Source organism: Rhodococcus sp. SB1D (genome assembly GCF_048573875.1).
Lineage (GTDB): Bacteria > Actinomycetota > Actinomycetes > Mycobacteriales > Mycobacteriaceae > Rhodococcus_F > Rhodococcus_F qingshengii.
This window is the reverse complement of record NZ_JBMAIQ010000007.1, coordinates 17,959-38,538: the sequence shown is the minus strand read 5'-3', so window position 1 is coordinate 38,538 and position 20,580 is coordinate 17,959. Positions and strand designations below refer to the sequence as shown.

The following is a 20,580-nucleotide window of genomic DNA, read 5'->3' as shown; positions in this document are numbered from 1 at the left end:
CAGGCGCTTATCTGAACAGTTGAACACTTATACGATTTCAGTAGCGTGGCCGCCGGCCGCGACTGAAGGATCGGTGAGGTTCGATGTCCACGACAATGACCACGACAGGCACTCGAATCGCCGGTGCTTGGCACAGTCTGGATCGAGGCCAGCGTCGAAGCATCATCGGGATGACCGTCACCGTCGTAGCGCTCAACGTCGTCGGGTGGGCAGTTCTTCTCGGCCTGGTTGTCCCCGGCCACTACACGATCGAAGGCAGTGTCTTCGGCGTCGGACTCGGCGTAACGGCGTACACGCTCGGCATGCGCCATGCTTTCGACGCCGATCACATCGCCGCTATCGACAACACCACTCGGAAGTTGGTAGCGGACGGCAAGAAACCGATGTCCGTCGGGTTCTGGTTTTCGCTCGGACACTCGACCATCGTCTTCGTACTCGTCGCCCTCTTGGCTTTGGGTGTGCGGCAACTGGCCACCAGCCTTTCCGACGACAACTCCGATCTGGAGAAGTGGACCGGCTTGTTCGGCACCACCATTTCCGGCACGTTCCTGATTTTGATCGGAATCTTGAACCTTGTCTCTCTCATCGGGATTCATCGGGTGTACACGAAGTACAAGGCCGGAACCTTCGACGAGGAACAACTCGAGAAGGAACTCGACAGCCGCGGCGCCTTGAACAAGATTCTGGGCCCGGTGATGAAGATGGTTCGCAAGCCCTGGCACATGTACCCGGTCGGCCTACTGTTCGGATTGGGATTCGACACCGTCACCGAAGTCGGGCTGTTGGTGATCGCCGGCGGCGCGGCGGCGACAGGGCTCCCGTGGTATTCGATCCTCGTTCTGCCGATCCTCTTCTGCGCCGGGATGTCGCTTTTCGACTCGATCGACGGATCGTTCATGAACTTCGCCTACGGTTGGGCATTTGCTCAGCCGGTCCGAAAGATCTACTACAACATGGTGATCACCGGACTCTCGGTGGCAGTGGCACTGCTGATCGGGACCCAGGAAATCATCTCGATTTTCACCGACAAACTCGACATTCACGACGGGTTTATCGGCGCCATCGGGAACTTGGATCTCGGCGCGATGGGCTTCATCATCGTCGGACTCTTCGTCGCCACCTGGCTGATTGCTCTACTCGTGTGGCGGTACGGCCGCATCGAAGAACGGTGGCAGGCTCAGTCCGGTGCAGCAGTAGCACGACGAGCGACAGCAGACGAAGCGATGTGAGTTCGACTCGGTCTACGCAGAATCATGGGCCACCCGAAAGCGAATAGCTGATGTACGTCTCGCCCCATTTCAGGTACGCGCTCGACGTCGCCTGGCCGCGGATCTGGTCGTTCTGCCACTGGTAGACAGCGCGCCACGGAAATACGGAACTCACTTGTTCCAAGGTGTACTGCTCACGATGGCCCTGCGCGAATCGCTGTTCGAGATCTTCACGAGTGCGCGGCGGGAAATTGCTGATCAGGTAGGTCCGGCCGAGAGACTCGATGCGCCCTGGCGGCGCAAAGACATCAGCGCTGCGATAAGTGAAGGCCAGATACAGGTAGGCCGCCACCACAATCGTTGCCAGCGCTACCGCGCCGATCTTGAATGCACGTCGAAGCAGGGTCGGCATGGCTCACAATACAATCCAATTCTCCTGTCGAGCACATTCAGTGCGTTTCTCACATTTATCGAAAGACGCATCCCGCGGAGTTGGCGAGATGCAATAGTGGAGTTCGAACGGGGTCAGCCCCGGCTAGGAGAAAACGGTGCGGATACGTCATGCGGTAGTGGGTGTGGCAATCACGGGACTTGTTCTTGCAGTGGCAGGCTGCGGTAGCGGCGACGGCGAAGCTGCCGAGGGACCAGGGATCGCCGTGGCGGCGGAAACCAAGCAAGTTCCCGACCGGGTGACCGTGCATCGACCTGGCCTCATCGACACCAGCATTTCCCCGTTCGACGTGCCTGCATGGCCAGGGCCGCACCCCTCCGAATTCCTCGAGCCCAACCCGCCGTCGGGCGAGAGCGGTGAGATCGCCGGCGACCAAGCTGCGGCAACGTACGCGGCCTCGCTCGACAACCCCGATGCACTATGGAATGTCGGTGGAACGGTGGAGTGGCTGGTTGTCGAGCCGTTTCCCTGAAGGTCTTCCATCGAGGTCTCCGCTCTGACCGACTCCAGACGATCTTTGCGAGTTCAGTCCCGCGACAACGCTGCACAGAATTCACCGGGTTGATCGACATGCAACCGCAACCCATCGATCAGAGTGGAGCTAGATCCCTTCGACAGCCGTTTCGGGAGCGTGACCGAGACGGGTCGGTCGAAGCCGACGTCCACGACAGTGCCGTCGGGCCCCGGTAGAACCAGGCAGTCGTCGACAATCGCGTTTGCGGTCTCACCGAATCTTCGGACCATGCTCACCCGCGAAATCCGTGATCGGTCCACCTCGATACGAACGCCCGTGCCGGAACGAAACACCACCGTTCGAGCGGACACGAGATGTGGGTGCACGACGCGTCCGGCAAGCCAACCGCCAATCGCAATCAGCGACAACACCGTTGCAACGAGCAGCACGACGCGAAGCCACTGCCACGGCACCAGGAAGTGAATCGCCACGGCCTCGATCACACTCGCCGCAACAAATGCCACCGGTATCGACATTGTCCCCCTCGCGTAGCCGAAAGTCGCTGTATCACTGGAACCTCCGTCTCTCCGACCCGTCGAGAGCAACCACAGTCATCGGATCACGCCGTACCGCCTGACATGAGACGTGTTGCGACGCGCGCGACCACTTCACGTTGCGCTGGATCAGGCACCAGATCCGCGATCCCAACCGAGAATCCCACGCCTGCGGAGTCTCCGTCTGCGTACACATCGCCGAGCACCCCGTCCAGTGATTCCTCCAGTTCGTCCGACAAGTACGCGATCTCGTCTACAACCTCGGCTACCTCGCGCCCAGCCAGAGCGGCGAAACGACGGTACAGATCGACAATTCTCTTCCGGTCGCCCTCGTCGGACAGCAATCGCGCAGCCGTGGAGAACAGTTCGTGTGGCGCTGCTCCCGAGATCGCCACCAATTCCCACATGTCGCGTTCACGCTCGAACAGACGCCGAACCGAATCCGTCGGGGACGACGCGATCAACTCGTCGAACGCAGACAGCAACTCCACCGGAAGCGGCGAGACCACCCTCCCAGCACCTCGCGCCGTGAGCATTTCCTGGAGGCGCACTCGCTGGTCTGCGAGGACGCGCTGCTTCCGGTCTATCTCCGCGATCAAGGAGGAAAGATCTTCGGCGAAGTCGTCCGGTTCTCGTGCATCGATCGGCGTCGGTTCGATCATCGCGGCAATGGATCCGAGTGGAACGCCGGCGGCGGTGAGCCAACGAATGCGCATCAGCCTGACCAGATCGGGAAGTTCGTAAGTTCTGTAACCGTTGGACAGTCGTCTCGGCTCGGCCAGCAACCCCAGTCGGTGATAGTGCCGAACGGTCCGCGGAGTGGTGCCTGCCGCACTGGCCACGTCGCTGATTCGCATACGAACAGCATTAACTATGACGCTACGTCATAGTCAAGGCCCGGCATGTCGGGCCTTGAGGCATAAGGTCCTGTTCTTCCTGTGTGGAGTTTCGCAGACGAATTTCGCGGGTATTGATCACTTGCGGCGGCGATTTCCAGAGCGAGGGGTCAGCCGCGCAAGGTCTGCCCCCGGCTGTCACTCGCCGGGCGGCGGGCCGCCAAAACCAGCGGGCCGCCAGAAACTATCTGTGCCAGGCGATGATTTCGATGCAAACGACACGACTCGACACCATCCTGATTCTGATCGTCGGGACGGCAATCGGACTGAGCGTCTGGCTGGCTACGCAGGAACCATTCGCGTCGATCGGACTCGGAATCGCAACGGTAGTGATCTGCTGGATCTCTTGCTCGATGATCCATGGCTTCCCACACCGATCGACGAAGGACATGCGTCCGCGCGAGAACCAGGATCGCGAGTCACCGAAACGGCGCTGACGCCGCGTAGGGATGAGGCCAACCGTGGAGGCCCGGACACAGCGAAGTGAGTGGTTCACCTACCGCAGGTGAACCACTCACTTCGGTCAGAGGATCACACCTCGTCAGGTCGCCAGGTCGTGACGGCCCAGATCACAGCGACGTCGAGGGCGATGATCACGATCGACCACAGCGGGTAGTACGGCATCCACAGGAAATTCGCCACGATCGAAAGTGCCGCGATGACGAATGCCATCCCGCGGGCCCACGCCATGCCGACGAACAATCCCAGCGACACCGCGATGCCGATGATTCCGAGCACGATGTGGATCCAACCCCATGTCGTGACATCGAATTCGAAGGTGTAATTGACTCCGACGATCAGCAGATCGTTGTCCGCGAGAGCCGCGATGCCCTGCAGCAACGCGACGATTCCCGCGACGAAGAGCAGGCATGCTGCCGCCACCGTGGTCCCGATGGCAAAGCCTTGTCGGACAGGGTGGTTCGCATGAGATTGGTGCGGAGCAGTCATGACATCCCCTTCTTCGGCGAAATAGCGTGAGAACAGTATTCAAAGGTTCACGCCGCCGGACATCACCCAGCAAGGATGAACAGCCGTCCAGCACTGCAATCAAATTTCATGGGAACATATGTTCGATTTCGGTGTACGGTGGAGTCTATGACCGCCACGATGCAACCGTCTCTGTTCGACAACGGTGACCTGGGCGTTTCTTTGGCCGATCTCGACGGCACGGTGCAGCGACGTATTCTCACCGCCGGCGCATGGGTCGACCATCGCCCGGCCTGGCTGACCGGATCGGAGGCCGTGTTCGACAATCTGGAAGCTACGGTGCCGTGGCGTTCCGAACGGCGTCAGATGTACGACCGCGTTGTCGACGTCCCTCGTCTGGTGTGTTTCTACGCAGAGAATCAACCACTGCCGGACGCACTTCTCACCGAAGCCAAAGACGCGCTGAGCAGTCACTACTTCGACGAACTCGGCGAACCATTCGCCACGTCGGGTCTCTGTTTCTATCGCGACGGTTCCGACAGCGTTGCCTGGCACGGGGACGATACGGGACGAAGTCGCACCGAGGACACGATGGTGGCCATCCTGTCTCTCGGTGCGGCTCGCCCGCTCCTATTGCGCCCTCGTGGGGGCGGCGAATCCATCCGCTTCAATCTCGGACACGGAGATCTACTCGTCATGGGCGGATCCTGCCAACGCACGTGGGAACACTGTGTCCCGAAGAGTGCGCGGGCCCTCGGGCCGAGAATCAGCGTTCAATTCCGCACTCGCGGAGTTAGATAGCGTCGCGGAGTTCGTCTCGCAGCGCCTTCCGATTGAGCTTGCCGACGGCCGTCTTCGGTATGGATTCTGCGAAAACAACCCGACGCGGCTTCTTGTACGACGCCAGTCGCTCGCCGACGTGCGCGACCAATGATGCTTGCAGTACGTCGTTTTCGACGGTCCCGTCCTCGAGCACCACCACAGCCGTGACCGCCTCCACCCACTTGGCGTCGGCGGTACCCACCACGGCGACCTCACGGACAGACGGATGCGTCAGGAGTGCATCCTCGACTTCACGGGGGTAGACGTTGTATCCGCCGCTGATGATCATGTCCGAAGCTCGGTCCTTCAAGAACAAGAATCCTTCGGCGTCGAACTGACCGATGTCACGGGTGTGAACCCAGCCGTCTTCGGTGAAGGTGTCCGCATTCAGTTCCGGTGCATTGAAGTATCCGGCGATCGCCGATGGCGAGCGGATCACGATTTCACCCGGTTCTCCCTGGGGCACTTCGTTTCCCTCGCCGTCGAGCAGCCTGATCTCGACGTCGATGGCCGGCTGACCACAGGACAGCAGGCGATCTTCCGTGTGATCTTCGGGCCGTAAGACTGCAATACACAGCGGTGCCTCGGTCTGCCCGTAGTACTGGAGAAAACGGTGTTGCCCCCACGCCTGCATCGCCCGTTCGATGGTGGCCAGCGGCATCGGCGACGCACCGTAGATCACGGATTTCAGACTCGAGATGTCTGCGCTCGCAAAATCAGGGCGTTCGAGGAGCATCTGAATCATCGTCGGCACCAGATTGATTGCCGTAGCCCGATGCTCGGTTATCGAGTCCAAGAAGGTCGACGGGTCGAAACCGGGGAGGATGACGGTCTTACCGCCACGGAGCCAGAATGGAAGCACGAAGACACCGCTGGCGTGAATCAGTGATGCTGCGTGCAACATCGTGTCGTCCTGAGTCGCCGGAAGCAGATTGAGCAGAACATTGCGGCAGATTCCGGCGTAGCTGCGCTGAGTGTGCTGCGCGGCCTTCAGCGTTCCCGTGGTCCCGGAAGTGAACAGCGTCAGGATCACGTCGTCGGGATCTACCTCGACGTCCGGAGTGGCCGAAGACATGCCCTGTGCTCGATCCAACAGCGAAAGCTGCCCCTCCGCACCTGTTTCCAGCCCGACGAACGTCCGATCCGGGAACCTGGCGGACAGTTCAGCAGCTCGGCCGGCAAGGTCAGTACCGAAAACGACGTGCGAAGTGTCGGTGTCCTCGAGCATTCGTGCGTGCTCGTCGAGCGAGAGTCGCGAGTTGAGCGGAACCCTGTTGATGCCGGCTTTGACACACGCAAAATCGACAGGCACGCTGGCAAGAGAGTTGTTGACCAGCAACGCAACCCGTGCGCCACGCCCGATACCGAGCGCGATGAATGTATGCGCCAATCGGCTGCTGAGTTCGTCCACTTCCGTGAACGTCATCGATCGATCGCCGAAGACGACGGCTGTTCGCGGTCCGTGCTGTCGCGCACCACGGGCGATCAGATCTCGGGTCATGGGCATCATGGTTCAGTTTCCTCGTTCGAATTCGGGTTGTTCTCGAATCGGCCGTGCCGGCCGGCGCCCGCGGCGAACGCAGCAGCGCCGCGCACACCTTCGGCGATGACAATGGGATTTCCTGCGACACCCTCGGCGCGCAGTGCTTCGGCAAGTGGTAGATCAAAAGATCGGTAGGCCGATGCGCGATCCGCGAGCATGCAGAGTTGTGGGAAAGCGGACAACTGGTGCGCAAGCTCCTTGGCTACCTGGAGTGACTGCCCCACTGGAACAACACGATTGGCCAGTCCGAAGGCCAACGCCTCCGAAGCGTCGACCGGGCGACCGGTCAAGATCATGTCGAGCGCTCGCCCCTGCCCGACGATTCGCGGCAGTCGCACGGTCCCACCATCGATGAGAGGAACTCCCCAGCGCCGGCAGAAGACTCCGAACACGGAATCCTCCTCGCAGATCCTCAGGTCCGCGAGCAATGAAAGCTCGAGCCCTCCTGCAACCGCGTATCCGCTGATGGCGGCGATCAATGGCTTGGACAACACCAACCGACTCGGCCCCATCGGGCCGGTGCCGCCGCCTTCCGGATGCAACTCATGCACGCGGGCGGGGTCGGAGACTGCGGTCAAATCCGCACCGGCACAAAATGTGCCGCCCGCGCCCCACAGAATCGCCACCTTCTGACTCTCGTCCGATTCGAACTCCAGGAAGGCATCACGCAACTGCGCCGCCATCGGCCCGTCCACCGCATTCTTGCGATCAGGGCGATTCATCACGATGACGGTGACGCCACCGTCACGCTCCACATAGACATCGCCACCTGGTCGATCGGAGTCGGTCACGATATTTCCTCACTGCTCGCGGATAAGGTTTCCCGGTACCCACCATGCCACTTGTAACAGAATTTGTCAGGAGTTGTTCAAAAGTTGTTACAAACTGATCGAGGAATGTCCGCAACCCGAGTTGTGCTGGACCTCGCAACAGCGAGCCCGGACACCGAGTTCAGCACCGCTGTGCTGACCCGGGCCGGCGAGATCGTCGGCGTCAGCGCATCGAGCATTCGCGTGGCAGCGGGCCGCCTGTGCCGAGAGAACAAACTGCGTCGTACCGCTCGTGGAACGTACGTCCTCAACCCGGACGGTATCCCCACCTACAGCGAAGTGGAGGGGTGGCGAACTCGTACCGATCGCATACGCCCCTGGGACGGCACCTGGATCGCCGTCGAGCACTCGGGGCTCAAACGAAGCGACCGCACTGCCGCCCGCCGGCACGATCAAGCGCTGCGACTGGCGGGTTTCGAGGAGTGGAAGCCCACACTCGCAGTCCGACCGAACAATCTCCTCGGCGGCACGGGCAGCGCCCGCCGCACTCTCCACCGACTCGGCGCCGCCTCCGAATCGGCCGTCATGGAAATCGCTCACCTTGCCCCCGAGGATGATTCGACAATCCGCACACTCTGGAACTCCGAAGCGCTGTTGGCCGACATCGCGGAGGCCCGTGAAGCACTCACACAGGCGCAAACACGCCTGGCGACAATCAGTCGCGAGGAGGCGGCCCGCGAATCACTTGCTCTGGGCAGCGCGGTGATCGCGGTCATCGTGCGCAATCCGCTCCTTCCGGAAGAACTCGAACCGACACAGCCACTGCGCGAACTGATCTCGCACATGCTCGAGTACCAGGACGCATCTCGCGAACTGTGGCAGTCACTGCTCGATTTCTGATCGATTTCTCCCAGAAAGTAATTCAGTATGTTGCGCGGCCGCCGCTGGCGTCGTACACGGCGCCGGTCGAGTAACTCACCGCCGACGACGACAGCCAGGAGATCAGTTCGGCGATTTCGTCCGCCTTCCCCATCCGTGCCATCGGCGTCAAAGACTGCGAACGGGCGAGGATGGCCGGATCGGTGCCGGCATTCATAGGACTTTCCACGGCCGCCGGAGCTATCGCGTTGACCAGCACACCGGTGGTGGCGACCTCTTTGCCGAGTGATTTCGTCAGCGCGACGACGGCCGCTTTGGACCCGGAATATGCACTCTGATTCGGGTTTCCGTCCTTGGCCGCAATACTTGCGAGGTTGACGACCCTCCCCCACCCCGACGCAACCATCCCCGGCACGAACGCCCGGCACATCAGGAATGTCCCTTCGACGTTGATGCGGAACGTACGCTGCCAAGCCGCGAGGTCGACGTCGACGAGTGGCGCTGATGGTCCGACGATTCCCGCACTGTTGATCAAGATGTCGACTCTGCCGAGCCTGGTTCGAAGCGCATCGACTGCTGTCGGATCACTCACGTCGAGTTGTTCGTCCGCGCCGTCGGCAAGATCTGCCGTTACCACCCGAACTCCCCTCTCCGTCAACAGCTTTGCACTGGCGGCGCCGATTCCGCTCGCACCGCCGGTAACGAGCGCTGTGACACCCTCTGGGTAACCCCGCATCGCATTCACTCCTGAGTTTCTGTGCGCTATGCACTCAATTTATGTTGCAAACAGGCATAATTGCCGTCACACTGTGTAGAAATTCTGAATATATGGCGTTTGTTGTCAACGTCAAATACCTGGAGGCCTTGCCGATGGAAACCCGCTGGTTGCACGCGTTTGTCGCGGTTGCGGAAGAACTTCACTTCGGGCGGGCCGCATCACGGCTCCAGATGGCCCAGTCGCCGCTCAGCCAGATGATCCGAAAGCTCGAAAAGGACATCGGCGTCAAGTTGTTCGAACGAAGCACTCGCAGCGTCGCACTCACATCCGGCGGACATGCCTTTCTCCCCCACGCCTATCGCGTCATCGAGAACATGGAGACGGCACGACACGCTACGCGCGCGTCGTCGGGAGGCGTCTACGGACGAGTCACAATCGGGTTCACCGGAGTGCTCAACTATCAAGCACTTCCGCCACTGACACGCGCGTTGCGTCAGCGTTATCCGGAAGTCGAACTGACACTCCTCGGCCGGATCATGACGCGCGACGCGGTCATCCAACTCGAGAGCGGCGCCCTCGATCTCGCCTTCGTCGGACTACCCGTGGAATCCGCATCACTGTCTACCCGACTCATCCGACGGGAGGCATTCGGCGCTGTGCTTCCGATCGACCATCCCCTCGCAGAGAGAGACGCGATCGACCTCCGCGAATTGGCCGACGACGGATTCGTGACCACCCCGCTCTCGGCCGGCTCGGCCCTCCAGGAAACCGCGATGCGCGCCTGCATGAACGCAGACTTCAGGCCTCGCGTGGTTCAGGAGATCACCGATCCGTACATGATCCTGATGCTCGTTGCCGCCGGCGTCGGTGTAGCGCTGATGACGTCCGGTATGGCTGCTATCACCCCACCTGGCAGTGTGTTCGTCCCACTCACCGGCGAGCCGACGTTCATGAATCACGGAATTGCCTGGTCACCGCGGCACATGACCGATGCGCTCGCCGTCGCATTGGAGACATCCGAGGAAATTCTGCCGACGCCGGAGATTGAGACCAAAAACGTCATTATCTGAGACTCATTTAGTGTTGGACGCGCCATAGTCCTTCGTGGCACTGTCGTCTCAGCCGCCGAAAGGTGAGGGACGTCACCGATGCGTGGTGCATCTCCAAACGTGCCGCCACGGCCGGCCCATCGGGACGAAAGGACTTCACATGGCACCTCCGACCACCTCCACCGGATCCACGAACGCGACCGAGGAACATCCGAATGCGAACGCGCGCCGCGCCGCCGTTTCGGGCTTCCTCGGCAGCACCCTCGAGTACTACGACTTCTTCATCTACGGCTCCGCGGCCGCGCTGGTGTTCCCCAAGATCTTCTTCCCCGGCGGCGGATCAACGGCAACCCTGCTCTCGATCAGCACCTTAGGTGTCGCCTACGTCGCCCGCCCGCTCGGCGCGGTGCTTTGGGGACACCTCGGCGATCGGTACGGACGCAAGAACGCGCTTCTCGCCTGCCTGCTCCTCATGGGTGTTGCGACGGTCATCGTCGGTTGCCTGCCGACCTACGACCAGATCGGCATCGCCGCGCCGATCATTCTCGTCTTGCTTCGCCTTCTTCAAGGGCTCTCTGCGGGCGGTGAATCACCCGGCTCTTCGGCACTGACGCTCGAACACGCACCTGATCACCGTCGTTCGTTCTTCACCTCGTTCACCATGAGCGGGATCATGTTCGGCATCGTCGTCTCCAGCCTGGTATTCATCCCAGTGGCGAGCCTGCCCGACGAAGACCTCTACTCGTGGGGTTGGCGAGTTCCCTTCTGGCTCAGCATCATCGTGACCGTCGTCGCGCTGTGGCTACGTCGCGCCCTGGATGAGCCGGAGGTATTCGAGGAACTCAAGGAACAGGACGAGACGGCCGGAATTCCCGTCGTCGAGATGTTCCGCTCGCACTGGCGCACCGTGATCCGTATCAGCATGAGCTCGACCTTCGCGATGATCAACACCATCGTCAACGTCTTCGCCCTGGCGTACGCCGTCGAATCCGGCTTCGAGCGCTCCACGATGCTGTGGGCAATCGCGACCGCCAATTTTGTTGCCGTACTGACTCAGCCGCTGTTCGGCATCCTCTCGGATCGCTACGGACGCAAGCCCATCTTCGTCGTCGGCGCGATCGGAGCCGGCCTGATGATCTTCGTCTTCTTCCATTCGATCGGAACCCAAAGCGTCCCCATGGTCTTCGCTTCGGGAATCGTCATGATCGGCATCTTCTACGCCATGCCCAACGGCACGTACCCGGCGTACTTCCCGGAGCAGTTCCCCGCGAAGGTCCGATACACCGGAATGGCCGTCAGCCTCATGCTCGGACTCCTTGTTGCCGGCTTCACACCGGCTATCGCTCAGGCGATTTCAGCCGGAGACAAGAGCAACTGGACACCGGTTGCCTGGATGTGCCTGGGCTTCGCCGTCGTCTCCGCCATCGCGGCAATGACCGGACCGGAAACGTACCGCACGCCCACAGCAGAACTGGGCCAACCGAAGCCGAGCCTGCCGATCAAGCAGGACTCAGAGCTCACCAGCAACAACGCTTGACCGGACCGGCCCCTCGCGCTGAATTGCCGCGAGGGGCCGTCCCCACTTATGCAGGAGAATGTCATGACCACCGAATACACACGTCACCGTATCGGCCTTGTCGGGTCGGGTATCGCCACCTCACTCTCGCCCGCGTTGCACGCACACGAAGCAGCAGCACTGGGACTCGACGATTACAGCTACGAACTGGTAGATCTCGAGAACCTGAACATCTCGGTCGAGAAAACCGGTGAGGTGGTGCGTGGCGCCGTCGCGGGCGATTTCACCGGACTGAACATCACCCACCCGTGCAAGCAGGTTGTCGTGGACGCGCTCGACGAGCTGTCCGACAACGCGCGGTTGCTCGGTGCCGTCAACACGGTTGTGGTCGACAACGGCCGTTTGATCGGCCACAACACCGACCACAGCGGATTCCTCACAGCACTGCAGCGCGGTTTGCCCGACGCCGCCTTGGACCGAGTGGTGCTTGCCGGGGCAGGAGGGGCGGGTTCCGCTGTGGCATACGCACTCGCCGCCGCCGGCACCACGGATCTTCGCATCGCAGATATTGATCCCGCTCGCGCTGCCGATGTGTGTTCTCGCGTCGCCTCGGCCTTCCCTGGCACGCGCACAACGGCTTTGGCGATCGATGAGATCGCCGTCAACCTGACGACGTGCGACGGCGTCGTCAACGCATCTCCGATCGGCATGGTGGGTCACCCCGGAACTCCCTTCGACCCTGCGGCGTTGCATTCCGGATTGTGGGTCGCTGACATCGTTTATCGACCGATGCGCACCGAATTGCTCGACGCTGCAGCTACTCTCGGATGCGCAGTTCTCGACGGTGGGCAGATGCTGGTGGCTCAAGCCTCTGACACCTTCACACTCCTGACTGGTGTCGAAGCCGATACGGATCGCATGCGCAGCCATCTGAGCGAGCTGCTCTCCGAGACGGCATGCGCATGAGCACAACCGAACACCTACTTTCTCGCGAAGTACCAGGAGCACTGATGAATGTGACTGCGCCGTTCGCCGAACCTCTCGACATGGGCAGCGTCCGCCTCCGGAACCGGTTCGTGTCCGCCCCGATGGAACGCAACTACTGCGAAGTCGACGGCACTATGACGGACGAGTACATCGCGTACCTCGCTCGCCGCGCCGAAGGTGGTGCTGCACTGATCTTCACCGAAGCAAGCTACGTGCGCGCCGACGGCAAGGGTCGCATCCGGCAGATGGGCGTCGACGTCGACGAACGGATTCCCGGCATCAAGAAGATGGCCGACGCGATCCACGCTCACGGCGCCCTCGTCGGAGTCGAACTCAACCACGGTGGACGTACGGCGCAAGGTTCTGTCAGCGGGTTTGTTCCTGTTGCCCCGACACCGATTCCGTGTTTGGTTGTCGGCGGCGAGATGCCAGAACAACTCGACGGCGACGACATCGAGCACATCATCGAATGTTTCGGTGAAGCCGCGGCACGCTGCCAGCAGGCCGGCGTCGACGTCATCTCCCTGCACGGTGGCCACGGGTATCTGATCCACCAGTTCCTCTCCCCTGCTTACAATCACCGCGACGACGAGTGGGCCGACCCCACCTTGTTCGTCAACAAGGTCATCGCCTCCGTCCACGAGCACGCACCGGGAATCACTCTGGGACTCCGATTCTCAGCCTTCGAAGGCATCGACGGCGGACTCGACGCCGAGATGACTCGCGCTCGCATCGGCGCCATCGACACCGACCGACTCGATTTCCTCGACGTCTCGGCCGGCAACTACGAAGCGGGACAGTGGATCATCCAGCCCGGTGAATGGTCGCGCGGTCTCCTCGCGCCGTACTCCGAGCAGTACCAGCGCGACTTCGACATCCCGGTGGGAGTGGCCGGACGCATCACGTCGCCGGAGATCGCTGCGCGGATCATCGAATCCGGGCAGGCGAACTTCGTCAGCATGGCTCGTACGCTGCACGCAGATCCGGACTTCCCGAATCGCGCCATCGACGGTGGCCGGTACCGCCCTTGCATTGCCTGCAACTACTGCATCGACAGCCTGGCCGCCGGCCCCATTCCCTGCTCCGTCAACCCGTGGGTCGGCCGCGAATTGGATCAGCCTACCAAGCCGGCTGATGCCACCGTGCGGGTCGCCGTCATCGGTGCCGGGCCGTCGGGAATGGCCGCTGCACGCGACCTCGCACTTGCCGGTCACCGCGTCGACCTGTACGATGAGCGACCCAGCCTCGGTGGCGACTTCGCTCTGGCATCGAAGCTGCACGAGTATCCCGAATATGGACGGATCGTGGACTGGTACGCCGCGGAACTGGCTGAACTCGGGGTCCACTGCCACACCTCGACCCGGGCAGATGCTGCTTTGCTCTCCGGTGTCGATTTCGACGCCATAGTTCTTGCCGCCGGCGGCGTCGGCCCCGTGGTCGATCTCCCCGGAGCAGCTACCCGTACCGTTCGCGACGTCCGCGAATTCCTCGTCTCCGGCGATCCAGCTCCTGCCGCTGTCACCATCTTCGGCGCCGACCGTGAGGCTGCGGCCGTCGCCGACGATCTCCTTCAGAAGGGCACCCAGGTCGTGATGATCGGCCCGCAGGAAACCATCGCGCACGACGTCGGACGCCGCGGAAAGATCGTGCTGCTGCCGCGCCTGGCCGCAAGTGAGAACCTCACGACCTACCTCAGCTCGATCGTCACCACAGTCGCCGCTGACCGCGTCACGATTTCGACGGCCGGTGTGCTGAGCGAGGTCGATGCTCCCGGCGAACTGCTGATCTCGCAAGGCGTCGAGCCGCGTTCGGAACTTCTTGCCGAACTCCGTTCACTGGCACCACGACTCGGAGTACATACCGTCGGCGACGCGAGCGGTGACGGCGGGTCCATCCATGCCGCACTCGTGACCGCAGCCGACGTTGCCGTCGCGATCACCGCCGCCGCTGCGGCACGTCAGGAGGTTCACGCATGACCACACAGGCAGCCACACCCGTGGCAACTGCATTGCCGCCCATTGGACTCGGAACCTGGCCCCTGGTCGGTGCCGACGCCACGAACTCGGTTCTCTCCGGCATCGAGGCCGGGTACCGCCTCATCGACACCGCCGCGATCTACGGCAACGAGGGCGCCGTCGGTGTGGCGCTGGCGGAATCAGGTGTGCCGCGAGAAGAACTATTCGTCACCACCAAACTTCGTGGCAACGACCAGGTTTCCGGCGACATTCGGGGCGCCCTCGAGCAGAGTCTGGAACTACTGGGACTCGACCAGCTGGATCTGTTCCTGATCCACTGGCCACTCCCGCGAATCGATCGCTATGTCGCGTCGTTCGAGTCGATGCTGGCCTGCCGCGACGCCGGACTGGTTCGGTACGTGGGTGTGTCGAACTTCCTGGAGCTCCACCTGCGCCGCGTCGTCGCCGAAACCGGCGAGGCACCGGCAGTCAACCAGATTCAGATGGACCCGTCGCTCGCTCGGATCCCGGTTCGCCGCGCAAACGACGAACTTGGCATCTTCACTCAGTCGTGGAGTCCGCTCGGCCGGGGTGACGTGCTCGACAACGCCGTGGTCGGGGAGATCGCCGGTCGAATCGGTTGCACACCAGCTCAAGTGGTGCTCGCATGGCACGTCGCGCAGGGTGTGGTTCCGGTCGCGCGATCAGCGAACCCGACGCGTCAGGCCGAGAACCTGGCAGCACTCGACGTCACCCTATCCGGCGAGGACATCGAAGCACTGAACAGTCTCGACCGCGGCGAATCTGCGGCGCGGGACGTCGAAGCAGAGGAACATTTCTGATGACGTTGAAAGTCGGAATCGTCGGCTGCGGCAAGATCGCCGGCAACCATGCCCGCGCGCTGCAACAAGTCCCCGGTGTCGAGGTGATCGGCTGCTGCGATCCCGATCTCGGACGCGCCCAGGAGTTCGCGGCAGCGCACAGCATTCCCGCAGCCGTGAGTTCAGTGGAGCAACTTCTCGCCCTCGGACTCGACGCCTGCACCGTTTGCACGCCGCACCCGGTACATGAAGAGGTAGTCGTGGCCGCTGCCGAAGCGGGTGTACATGTTTTGTGCGAGAAGCCCATCGCAGTCGATGTTGCTGCCGCCGACCGCATGATCGAGGCCGCCGACCGCGCCGGTATCACGTTCGGGGTGCTCTTCCAACGCCGATTCTGGCCGGCAGCACGTCGGATCCGCGACGCCATCGACGACGGGCGGATCGGACTACCCATGCTCGGTGAGGCGTCGGTGATCCTGCACCGCCCGTCTAGTTACTACTCGGCCGACGCCTGGCGTGGACGCTGGGACACCGACGGCGGTGGCGTGCTCATGACACAGGCCGTGCACCAGATCGACATGCTGGCCTGGTTCATGGGCGAGGCCGTCTCGGTCAGCGGCTTCATCCGCACCCACACCCACGGTGAGCACATCGAGACCGAAGACAGCGCGTCAGCTGTGATTTCCTTTGCCTCGGGTGGCACCGCCACCGTCACCGCGACAACGGGTGCCAATCACAACCTGGGCAACCGCGTCACGGTGATCGGGCGCACCGGCGCCATTGCCAGCGTCCTCGAATTTCCTGAAGGGCACGAGGGTGTCAACGAAATCTGGACCGTGCCGGGCGAAGTCGAGTTCCGGTCGCCGTACTCCGCCGACATCGACGCCAATCTCGATGTGGGAGCGGTCAATGCGGCACTGACCGACTTCCACACCCTGCAGGTGCAAGACTTCGCCGACGCCGTCCTGACCGGGCGCGAACCCGCCGTCACCGGTCGAGACGCGCGCGCGTCACTTGCCATCATCGCCGCAATCTACGAATCGTCACGAACGGGCAAGGTTGTCGAGCTGACATCGACACCGACCCTCGCAACAACTGCCAAGGAGCAGAAATGAGTAGCAGTACCCCCCTCACCTACGACGTGGTTGTCGTGGGCTCCGGCGCAGGCGGGCTTTCCACAGCAATTGCCGCAGCACATGGCGGCGCGTCGGTACTCGTTGTCGAGAAGGCCGACACCTGCGGCGGCGCAACGGCCTGGTCGGGCGGGTGGATGTGGACCCCACGCAACATGTTTGCCATCGCCGACGGGGTTGTCGAGGATCGTTCGGCGCCGCGGACGTATCTGGAAAACCGACTCGGCGACAACTTCGACGCCGCCAAGGTCGATGCACTCCTCGACGGCGCCCCGAAGATGGTCGAGTTCTTCGAACGCACGACTGCTCTGAAGTTCGTGCCCGGAGCCAAGATCGCCGATATTCACGGTGACACACCGGGCGCCGGCACGGGTCACCGTTCCGTCGGACCGAAACCGGTGAGTCTGCGAAAGCTCGGACCAGATGTCGCGGCGCTACTGCGTCGGCAGCTGTACGAAACGTCGTTCCTCGGTATGGGCATCATGGCCGGGCCCGACCTGCAGGCTTTCCTGCACTCGACCCGCTCACCAAAAGCCTTTGTGCACTGTGGTGTTCGGGTGACTAAGCACATGTTCGATCTCGCCACCAAGCGTCGTGGCCAGCAACTCGTCAACGGCACCGCGCTTGTCGGCATGATGCTGCGCTCGGCACTCGATCTGGGCGTCGAGTTTCGGGTGAAGACGTCCGCGACCGCGTTGCAGACCGATGACGACGGCCGCGTTGTCGGCGTCCGCCTCGAAGGTCCGGATGGCGCGTACTCGGTAACTGCCACGCGCGGCGTCGTACTAGCCACCGGCGGCTTCGCCCAGGACATCGACCGCCGACGTGAACTGTTCCCCCGTACCCCCACCGGAAACGAGCACTGGTCACTCACTCCGAAGACAACCACCGGCGACGGCATCACCCTCGGCGAATCCGTGGGCGGCCGACTCGACCGCACCCTCGCCTCCCCCGTCGCGTACTGCCCCGTCTCCATCGTTCGCTACCGCAACGGCAAGGAAGGTGTGTTCCCGCACATCCTCGATCGCGGAAAGCCCGGTGTCATCGGAGTTCTCGCGAACGGCAAGCGGTTTGTCAACGAAGCACTCGGCTATCACGACTACACACTCGCGATGGTCGAGCAGGTTCCCGAGGGCGAAGAGGTGTGCTCGTGGTTGATTGCCGATCAACAGTATGTGCGATACCTCCCGCTGGGCATGGCGAAGCCCTTGCCGATCCCGATCCAGCCGTACCTGCGCTCGGGGTACCTCACGCGTGGGCGCACTCTTCGGGACTTGGCCGAGAAGATCGGCGTCGACCCCGTGCAGTTGGAGAAAACCGTCGCAGCTTTCAATATCGGGGCCGTGGCCGGTGAAGACCCCGAGTTCGGTCGCGGTACAACACCGTTCAACCGAGGTTCCGGAGATGCTTCCAATCCGTGGCCGAACCCGTCGCTCGCGCCCTTGCAGAAGAATCCGTACTACGCGGTGAAAGTCGTGCCAGGGAGTTTCGGCACCTTCGCCGGACTGGTCACGGACTCGTCGTCGCAGGTTCTCGATGACAACGACCGCCCCATCGAGGGGTTGCTCGCCGTCGGCGTCGATCAGGCGAGCGTGATGGGCGGGCACTACCCGTCCGGGGGCATCAACCTCGGACCGGCCATGACATTCGGTTACCTGGCCGGCCGGGAACTGGCCGGAGCCAAGACAGTTGGAGCGCACGCATGACACTCTCACTCGGACTGGCAGCCCTCACAGTGCTCGACACCGCACCGATGCAGCACGTCGCCTTGGCTGAAAAGCACGGCTTCGACACCATCGGTATCCGTCTGATGCCCGCGGCACCAGGTACGACGGCCTACCCTCTGCACGAGGACAAGCAGTCGTTGGACGAACTGGTGCGTCGACTGGGCGATTCACCGGTCGAGGTATTCGACCTCGAAATCATCCGTCTTGCAGCCGACTTCGACCCCACCGACTACGTTCCGCTGCTCGAAGCCGGAGCACAGCTCGGAGCCAAAGCCGTTCTGGTGGGCGGCGACGACCGCGACCGCGCTCGGCTCACGGACTCCTATGCCCGCCTCGCTGAACTGTGCGCGAACTACGGCATCGTCGCCTCGCTCGAATTCATGCCGTGGACTGCGGTGCCCGATGCGCGTGCGGCCATCGAGATCGTCTCGGCGGCAGACGGTCCGGCTCGCAGTGTCCTCGTCGACGCATTGCACACCGACCGCTCGGCGACAACGCTCGAGGATCTTGCGTCCATCCCGCGCGAGTGGTTGCACTACGCCCAGATGTGCGACGGTTCGACCCCCGCTCCCACTGGGGACGCAGAGCTGATCCGTCAGGCCCGCGAGGAGCGTCTGGTGCCCGGCACCGGCGGCATAGCCCTGGCCGACATCTGGTCGACTTTGCCTGCCGGACTGCCGGTCAGCATCGAACTGCCCAACGAGCCACTGCGTCAGGCCGTCGGCACGGATGCCTGGCTGGAACGCCTGGTCGAGGCCACGCGAGAAGTGTTGGCCTAGCGGCCCTGTGCGCCTTTTTGGTAGTTGGCGCTACCAAAAAGGCGCACGGGGGCGTCAGCCCCTCCGAGCCGCAACGGCCTGCGCCAGACGATCCAACTGCGCTGCGGTGGTGGACCAGTCGATGCACGCGTCGGTGATCGACTGGCCGTAGGTGAGCTCGTCCGCCTTGCCCAAGGTCAGGTCCTGACGGCCGGCCTCGATGAAACTCTCCAACATGACGCCGGCGATTCCCTGCTCGCCCTCGGTCAGACGTCGGGCAATGTCGTCGAGCACGATGACCTGACGCTCATGGTCCTTGCTGCTGTTACCGTGGCTCGCGTCGATGACCACGCGCTCGGGCAGGTTCGACTTACGCAGGCGGGCAAGGGTGTCCGCGACTGTCTCGGCATCGTAGTTCGGTCCGTCGCTACCGCCACGAAGAATGACATGGCAGTCGGGGTTGCCCGCGGTACGGATCAAGGCAGCCTGGCCGTCGAGGTCCGTTCCGGGGAACACGTGGCTCGCTGCCGCGGCGCGGGTGCCGTCGACGGCTACCTGCACATCACCTTCGGTGGAGTTCTTGATACCGACGGGCATGGACAGCGCGCTGCACAGCTGACGGTGAACCTGACTGGCGGCGGTCCGGGCGCCGATCGCACCGTAGCTGACCAGGTCGGCAATGTACTGAGGCATGATCGGATCAAGGAACTCGCAGCCGACAGGCAGGCCCAGGCTCGACACGTCGAGAAGCAACTTGCGGCCGATACCGAGCCCGGTGTTGATGTCGAACGTGCCGTCGAGGTGGGGGTCGTTGAGCAGGCCCTTCCACCCGAGTGTGGTGCGCGGCTTTTCGAAGTAGACGCGCATGACGATGTGCAGATCGTCCCGCAGTTCTTCGGCCTTGGCGGCCAACCGGCGGGCGTAGTCCATCGCCGCTTCCGGATCGTGCACAGAGCACGGACCGACTACGACGATCAAACGATCGTCGTCACCGTTGAGGATGTTGATGGTGTCGGCCCGACCGGTGCGCACAGTGGCGGCCGCGACCTCGTCCGGAGCGTGCTGAGCACGAACAGTCGCCGGTGACACGAGCGGACTGATACTCACAGTGCGCTGATCGTCGAGGCTGTCCGAAGCTGCGGTGGTGTCGATGGTGACAGTCATGGGGTTTTCGGTTTCCTGTTCTCAAGCCGACCCCAGAGATGAAGAGAAACTCCAGCGAGCCGGTCTGTAGTCCGGCTCTTGGGTGGAGGTTGTCAGCGCGTGGTTACGCCGGCAGGCCCACCCGGGGCCGGCCTGCTAAACCAGAAATAGACGCGCTGCATGTCGGCCACGATACCTCGAGTTCGGATCAGATGGGCGCGCCCCTCCACAACGAGCCGAATCCGAGGGGAGAGTCCCGTGGCACGAGC

At 62.5% G+C, this 20,580-nt stretch carries 21 protein-coding genes; 13 read left to right on the top strand and 8 right to left on the bottom strand.

The window, feature by feature from the left end; genetic code table 11:
- Positions 1 to 83 precede the first annotated feature (83 nt).
- Positions 84 to 1,229, top strand: coding sequence for a HoxN/HupN/NixA family nickel/cobalt transporter (locus ACN50D_RS16790; RefSeq protein ID WP_211920778.1), 1,146 nt, complete (start codon positions 84 to 86; stop codon positions 1,227 to 1,229).
- Between the two features lie 22 nt (positions 1,230 to 1,251).
- On the opposite strand, the gene ACN50D_RS16785 is transcribed toward ACN50D_RS16790, so the two are convergent.
- A complete protein-coding gene (locus ACN50D_RS16785) occupies positions 1,252 to 1,620 on the bottom strand; it encodes a hypothetical protein (RefSeq protein ID WP_030535333.1) in 369 nt (122 codons plus the stop codon).
- Between the two features lie 136 nt (positions 1,621 to 1,756).
- Here ACN50D_RS16785 and ACN50D_RS16780 point away from each other — a divergent pair, with 136 nt between their 5' ends.
- Positions 1,757 to 2,131 (top strand): hypothetical protein, encoded by a 375-nt coding sequence (locus tag ACN50D_RS16780; protein ID WP_118603315.1) that lies wholly within the window; start codon positions 1,757 to 1,759, stop codon positions 2,129 to 2,131.
- 53 nt (positions 2,132 to 2,184) lie between these two features.
- Here the strand turns inward: ACN50D_RS16780 and ACN50D_RS16775 are convergent, their stop codons facing one another.
- Complete coding sequence (locus tag ACN50D_RS16775; RefSeq protein ID WP_047270971.1) at positions 2,185 to 2,649, bottom strand: hypothetical protein; 465 nt, start codon at positions 2,647 to 2,649, stop codon at positions 2,185 to 2,187.
- A gap of 83 nt (positions 2,650 to 2,732) precedes the next feature.
- Positions 2,733 to 3,524 (bottom strand): MerR family transcriptional regulator, encoded by a 792-nt coding sequence (locus tag ACN50D_RS16770; protein ID WP_211920780.1) that lies wholly within the window; start codon positions 3,522 to 3,524, stop codon positions 2,733 to 2,735.
- 248 nt (positions 3,525 to 3,772) lie between these two features.
- On the opposite strand from ACN50D_RS16770, the gene ACN50D_RS16765 reads away from it, so the two are divergent.
- The gene (locus ACN50D_RS16765; RefSeq protein ID WP_020970523.1) at positions 3,773 to 4,000 is read left to right on the top strand and encodes a hypothetical protein; all 228 of its coding nucleotides are present in this window, start codon (positions 3,773 to 3,775) and stop codon (positions 3,998 to 4,000) included.
- 94 nt (positions 4,001 to 4,094) lie between these two features.
- Here ACN50D_RS16765 and ACN50D_RS16760 read toward each other — a convergent pair whose 3' ends face one another.
- Entirely contained in the window at positions 4,095 to 4,511 is a 417-nt protein-coding gene (locus ACN50D_RS16760) for a DUF7144 family membrane protein (protein WP_151098136.1), read from the bottom strand.
- Positions 4,512 to 4,658: 147 nt separating this feature from the next.
- On the opposite strand from ACN50D_RS16760, the gene ACN50D_RS16755 reads away from it, so the two are divergent.
- Positions 4,659 to 5,291, top strand: coding sequence for an alpha-ketoglutarate-dependent dioxygenase AlkB (locus ACN50D_RS16755; RefSeq protein ID WP_029256052.1), 633 nt, complete (start codon positions 4,659 to 4,661; stop codon positions 5,289 to 5,291).
- Here ACN50D_RS16755 and ACN50D_RS16750 read toward each other — a convergent pair.
- Together ACN50D_RS16750 and ACN50D_RS16745 are read right to left on the bottom strand one after the other, a co-directional pair.
- Entirely contained in the window at positions 5,284 to 6,822 is a 1,539-nt protein-coding gene (locus ACN50D_RS16750) for a class I adenylate-forming enzyme family protein (RefSeq protein ID WP_211920782.1), read from the bottom strand. The genes ACN50D_RS16755 and ACN50D_RS16750 overlap by 8 nt on opposite strands.
- Positions 6,819 to 7,646: a crotonase/enoyl-CoA hydratase family protein gene (locus ACN50D_RS16745; RefSeq protein ID WP_211920784.1), complete on the bottom strand. Its 828-nt coding sequence runs from the start codon at positions 7,644 to 7,646 to the stop codon at positions 6,819 to 6,821. The genes ACN50D_RS16750 and ACN50D_RS16745 overlap by 4 nt, the downstream gene beginning before the upstream one ends.
- A 105-nt stretch (positions 7,647 to 7,751) precedes the next feature.
- Between ACN50D_RS16745 and ACN50D_RS16740 the strand changes: the two genes are divergently transcribed.
- Positions 7,752 to 8,525 carry a hypothetical protein gene (locus ACN50D_RS16740; RefSeq protein ID WP_211920786.1) on the top strand — a complete coding sequence of 258 codons (774 nt, stop codon included), beginning with the start codon at positions 7,752 to 7,754 and terminating at the stop codon, positions 8,523 to 8,525.
- Between the two features lie 22 nt (positions 8,526 to 8,547).
- Here the strand turns inward: ACN50D_RS16740 and ACN50D_RS16735 are convergent, their stop codons facing one another.
- On the bottom strand, positions 8,548 to 9,240 hold the full coding sequence (locus ACN50D_RS16735) for an SDR family NAD(P)-dependent oxidoreductase (RefSeq protein WP_125051856.1): 693 nt from the start codon (positions 9,238 to 9,240) through the stop codon (positions 8,548 to 8,550).
- A gap of 134 nt (positions 9,241 to 9,374) precedes the next feature.
- Here ACN50D_RS16735 and ACN50D_RS16730 point away from each other — a divergent pair, with 134 nt between their 5' ends.
- From ACN50D_RS16730 to ACN50D_RS16695, 8 genes are all read left to right on the top strand, one after another.
- Entirely contained in the window at positions 9,375 to 10,292 is a 918-nt protein-coding gene (locus ACN50D_RS16730) for a LysR family transcriptional regulator (RefSeq protein ID WP_020970528.1), read from the top strand.
- A 139-nt stretch (positions 10,293 to 10,431) separates the two neighbouring features.
- Complete coding sequence (locus ACN50D_RS16725; protein WP_211920788.1) at positions 10,432 to 11,808, top strand: MFS transporter; 1,377 nt, start codon at positions 10,432 to 10,434, stop codon at positions 11,806 to 11,808.
- A gap of 63 nt (positions 11,809 to 11,871) precedes the next feature.
- The gene (locus ACN50D_RS16720; RefSeq protein ID WP_211920790.1) at positions 11,872 to 12,753 is read left to right on the top strand and encodes a shikimate dehydrogenase; all 882 of its coding nucleotides are present in this window, start codon (positions 11,872 to 11,874) and stop codon (positions 12,751 to 12,753) included.
- A gap of 44 nt (positions 12,754 to 12,797) precedes the next feature.
- The gene (locus tag ACN50D_RS16715; protein ID WP_050654838.1) at positions 12,798 to 14,750 is read left to right on the top strand and encodes an FAD-dependent oxidoreductase; all 1,953 of its coding nucleotides are present in this window, start codon (positions 12,798 to 12,800) and stop codon (positions 14,748 to 14,750) included.
- Positions 14,747 to 15,571, top strand: a complete 825-nt coding sequence (locus tag ACN50D_RS16710) for an aldo/keto reductase (protein WP_063315886.1) — start codon at positions 14,747 to 14,749, stop codon at positions 15,569 to 15,571. Before ACN50D_RS16715 ends, ACN50D_RS16710 begins: the two co-directional genes overlap by 4 nt.
- Entirely contained in the window at positions 15,571 to 16,665 is a 1,095-nt protein-coding gene (locus ACN50D_RS16705) for a Gfo/Idh/MocA family protein (protein ID WP_211920792.1), read from the top strand. The genes ACN50D_RS16710 and ACN50D_RS16705 overlap by 1 nt, the downstream gene beginning before the upstream one ends.
- Entirely contained in the window at positions 16,662 to 18,389 is a 1,728-nt protein-coding gene (locus tag ACN50D_RS16700) for an FAD-dependent oxidoreductase (protein ID WP_211920794.1), read from the top strand. Before ACN50D_RS16705 ends, ACN50D_RS16700 begins: the two co-directional genes overlap by 4 nt.
- Positions 18,386 to 19,189, top strand: coding sequence for a sugar phosphate isomerase/epimerase family protein (locus ACN50D_RS16695; RefSeq protein ID WP_042921750.1), 804 nt, complete (start codon positions 18,386 to 18,388; stop codon positions 19,187 to 19,189). The genes ACN50D_RS16700 and ACN50D_RS16695 overlap by 4 nt, the downstream gene beginning before the upstream one ends.
- Positions 19,190 to 19,243: 54 nt before the next feature.
- On the opposite strand, the gene ACN50D_RS16690 is transcribed toward ACN50D_RS16695, so the two are convergent.
- Positions 19,244 to 20,332, bottom strand: coding sequence for a 3-deoxy-7-phosphoheptulonate synthase (locus tag ACN50D_RS16690; protein ID WP_003940571.1), 1,089 nt, complete (start codon positions 20,330 to 20,332; stop codon positions 19,244 to 19,246).
- Positions 20,333 to 20,580: the final 248 nt, after the last annotated feature.

What these genes read in the sequence shown, in the direction of transcription:
- ACN50D_RS16790 (WP_211920778.1), top strand. Translation starts at nt 84, where the DNA reads ATGTCCACGACAATGACCACGACAGGCACTCGAATCGCCGGTGCTTGG.
- ACN50D_RS16785 (WP_030535333.1), bottom strand. Translation starts at nt 1,620, where the DNA reads ATGCCGACCCTGCTTCGACGTGCATTCAAGATCGGCGCGGTAGCGCTG.
- ACN50D_RS16775 (WP_047270971.1), bottom strand. Translation starts at nt 2,649, where the DNA reads ATGTCGATACCGGTGGCATTTGTTGCGGCGAGTGTGATCGAGGCCGTG.
- ACN50D_RS16770 (WP_211920780.1), bottom strand. Translation starts at nt 3,524, where the DNA reads ATGCGAATCAGCGACGTGGCCAGTGCGGCAGGCACCACTCCGCGGACC.
- ACN50D_RS16765 (WP_020970523.1), top strand. Translation starts at nt 3,773, where the DNA reads ATGCAAACGACACGACTCGACACCATCCTGATTCTGATCGTCGGGACG.
- ACN50D_RS16760 (WP_151098136.1), bottom strand. Translation starts at nt 4,511, where the DNA reads ATGACTGCTCCGCACCAATCTCATGCGAACCACCCTGTCCGACAAGGC.
- ACN50D_RS16755 (WP_029256052.1), top strand. Translation starts at nt 4,659, where the DNA reads ATGACCGCCACGATGCAACCGTCTCTGTTCGACAACGGTGACCTGGGC.
- ACN50D_RS16750 (WP_211920782.1), bottom strand. Translation starts at nt 6,822, where the DNA reads ATGATGCCCATGACCCGAGATCTGATCGCCCGTGGTGCGCGACAGCAC.
- ACN50D_RS16740 (WP_211920786.1), top strand. Translation starts at nt 7,752, where the DNA reads ATGTCCGCAACCCGAGTTGTGCTGGACCTCGCAACAGCGAGCCCGGAC.
- ACN50D_RS16735 (WP_125051856.1), bottom strand. Translation starts at nt 9,240, where the DNA reads ATGCGGGGTTACCCAGAGGGTGTCACAGCGCTCGTTACCGGCGGTGCG.
- ACN50D_RS16730 (WP_020970528.1), top strand. Translation starts at nt 9,375, where the DNA reads ATGGAAACCCGCTGGTTGCACGCGTTTGTCGCGGTTGCGGAAGAACTT.
- ACN50D_RS16725 (WP_211920788.1), top strand. Translation starts at nt 10,432, where the DNA reads ATGGCACCTCCGACCACCTCCACCGGATCCACGAACGCGACCGAGGAA.
- ACN50D_RS16720 (WP_211920790.1), top strand. Translation starts at nt 11,872, where the DNA reads ATGACCACCGAATACACACGTCACCGTATCGGCCTTGTCGGGTCGGGT.
- ACN50D_RS16715 (WP_050654838.1), top strand. Translation starts at nt 12,798, where the DNA reads ATGAATGTGACTGCGCCGTTCGCCGAACCTCTCGACATGGGCAGCGTC.
- ACN50D_RS16710 (WP_063315886.1), top strand. Translation starts at nt 14,747, where the DNA reads ATGACCACACAGGCAGCCACACCCGTGGCAACTGCATTGCCGCCCATT.
- ACN50D_RS16705 (WP_211920792.1), top strand. Translation starts at nt 15,571, where the DNA reads ATGACGTTGAAAGTCGGAATCGTCGGCTGCGGCAAGATCGCCGGCAAC.
- ACN50D_RS16700 (WP_211920794.1), top strand. Translation starts at nt 16,662, where the DNA reads ATGAGTAGCAGTACCCCCCTCACCTACGACGTGGTTGTCGTGGGCTCC.
- ACN50D_RS16695 (WP_042921750.1), top strand. Translation starts at nt 18,386, where the DNA reads ATGACACTCTCACTCGGACTGGCAGCCCTCACAGTGCTCGACACCGCA.
- ACN50D_RS16690 (WP_003940571.1), bottom strand. Translation starts at nt 20,332, where the DNA reads ATGACTGTCACCATCGACACCACCGCAGCTTCGGACAGCCTCGACGAT.